Annotated in this window: 1 protein-coding gene and 1 pseudogene; both read right to left on the bottom strand. The window is 65.8% G+C overall.

What is annotated here, in order from left to right; genetic code table 11:
• Positions 1 to 118: 118 nt before the first annotated feature.
• Positions 119 to 1,093: a LuxR C-terminal-related transcriptional regulator gene (locus ACIP98_RS42335; RefSeq protein ID WP_401982207.1), complete on the bottom strand. Its 975-nt coding sequence runs from the start codon at positions 1,091 to 1,093 to the stop codon at positions 119 to 121.
• A gap of 429 nt (positions 1,094 to 1,522) precedes the next feature.
• A pseudogene (locus ACIP98_RS42330) lies at positions 1,523 to 1,955 on the bottom strand (transposase); the annotation flags it as partial.
• Positions 1,956 to 2,045: the final 90 nt, after the last annotated feature.

Below are 2,045 nucleotides of genomic sequence, written 5' to 3'. Positions count from 1 at the left end.
TTTTTTGGTTTGTTGTGCCCCCCCCTTTTTCGCCGGGCCCCCCGGTTGGGGCCCACCCCCCGGGGGGCGGGGCACCCCCCGGTCCCCCGCGGCCCCGGCCTTCCCGCCGCCAGGTTCCCTACACCGATGGCTGCCACCAACCCCGGCCAGCCGCCAGGACCCCCGCCTGAAATCTGCTGGCGGCGCCGAGCCGTACCAGCAGCGCCTGCACCCTGCGCTGTACCGTCCGCAGCCCGATGCCCAGCTGGCGAGCGATCGCCTCGTCGGACAGGCCGACCGCCAACAACGACAGGATGCGACGCTCGTCCTCGGTCAACGTTCCATCGGCGTCCGCGGTAAGACCGCCCGTGACGTACTGCTGGGCCTGCCGCCAGAGAGTCTCGAAAAGGGCCGACAAGGCATCCAGCAACGCCGAGGGGCGTACGAGGATGCAGGAGTCCAGCACCTGAGGTGTCGCCACCAGCGGTATCAGCCCGGCCTGGTCGTCAGAAAGGATGATCTTCATCGGGGTGAATGGCAGGACACGTACCTGCTCACCATGCGCAAGGTCTCGCTCAATCCGCCCAACCATGCCAGGCAGTGTGAGATTACCCTGCCCGTAGATAAAGCGGCTGCGTACGCCCCGGGTGGCAACGTTGGCACTGGAATTCACCAAGGACCCGTCCTTAGCCTGCGCGTACGGCGGCGCATCGATACCGCGGACTTCCCGCTCGGCGCTGTTGAAGAGCTGTTGGCCACACAGCGCCACTGCCTCGGGTCCAGTGATCACCTCGATCAGCGCTGCCGCATCTTGCCTGATCCGGCCCTTTCGGTGCTTCTCAGTCAGCCACTGAGTCAGCGCGCGGACCCGCCGGATATCCCGTTCCCGGGCCAGCAGCAGTACCTCGATAGCATGTTCGGGCGGCAGTGCGGTCCAGCGGGCCGGTCGGCCGGAAAGCCGTGAGATCAGTCCCCGGACCTCTAGCCGTGTCAACGCTCCCTTGAGCACGTCGTGTTCGACACCACTGCGACTCACCAGTTCGTCCAGTCCAAGCGCGGGACTCTCCAGCAAGGTGACATATGCCGTCTCCTGCCAGTGATCGAGTCCGAGCACCTCAAGCAAGTGCAATCCCTCCCTCTGACCCCGGCCACATCTTGCCCCTTCCGCGCGGCGGATAGGTCCGATGAGTTAGTGGACTTCCTCACTGGCAGGGGGGTGTGGTGGATACCAGCGCGACAGCGGAAGTCTGCGGGCACGGGGGCGGTCCGGGGTCGGGTCACCCTTCAGACTCTGCCGCCTCCACCCGACACGGTGCCAGCCCCGCTGCCATGCTTGGGCCTTGACCCTGGATCCTGGACACTCCCTATGCGGCTTGGCCAGCGTAGTTGATGTTGTTCGGAGTGCTCGCCTGCAGCCGATCGGGCTGGGGCTTCCGAGGCCGCAGTGGCGTCGGACGGTGTTGCGGTGCAGCCAGCGGAAAAGGTCGAAATGGGCTACGCGTTCGGTGTCCCAGGCTCGACGGCCCCGGAGGGTCTCGCACCTTTCCTTGCCGCGGTCCCAGGTCAGCGACCGCGTCAACTGCCCGGGCAGCATCGACATCGTATTGGCGAGCGCCCTGTTCATAGAGATCCCTCCGTAGCCGGCCAGTGCCGGGCCGTTCTTCGTTCGGGAGACCGATCCGTATCCGTCTTCGCGGGCAGATGGACCACGTGAACCGGGTCGACCGCTCGACAATGGTGCCGATCGCGGAACGCTCAAGCCCGATGATCAAGTCCCTTTCCCAGTGGCCGGAGACAGCACGGTCCCCGGCCTCGGCAGGCCTCTCGCTGATCAACGCTTCCGGCGTGACGTGCACCCAGGTCTTTCGTCGTGAACGTGCCCGCGGCACATGCAGAGCGCGACCCGTCCGAAGACACAGGATGAGCTCGCGTCTCAGCGCCCCGCGGCCCTGAATGTAAAGGGCCTGATAGATTGAGCTTTTTCAGCGTTGCTTCTCCAGGGTGAGGATGGCTTTGGCTGCTGACGACAGGCGGTTGGGGCTGCAGCGGGCGTGACGGAAGATGCG

Origin of the sequence: Streptomyces sp. NPDC088354 (genome assembly GCF_044753585.1) — a bacterium.
Taxonomy (GTDB): domain Bacteria; phylum Actinomycetota; class Actinomycetes; order Streptomycetales; family Streptomycetaceae; genus Actinacidiphila.
The sequence above is the reverse complement of the archived record's forward strand: the minus strand, read 5'-3'. Positions and strand labels throughout refer to the sequence as shown.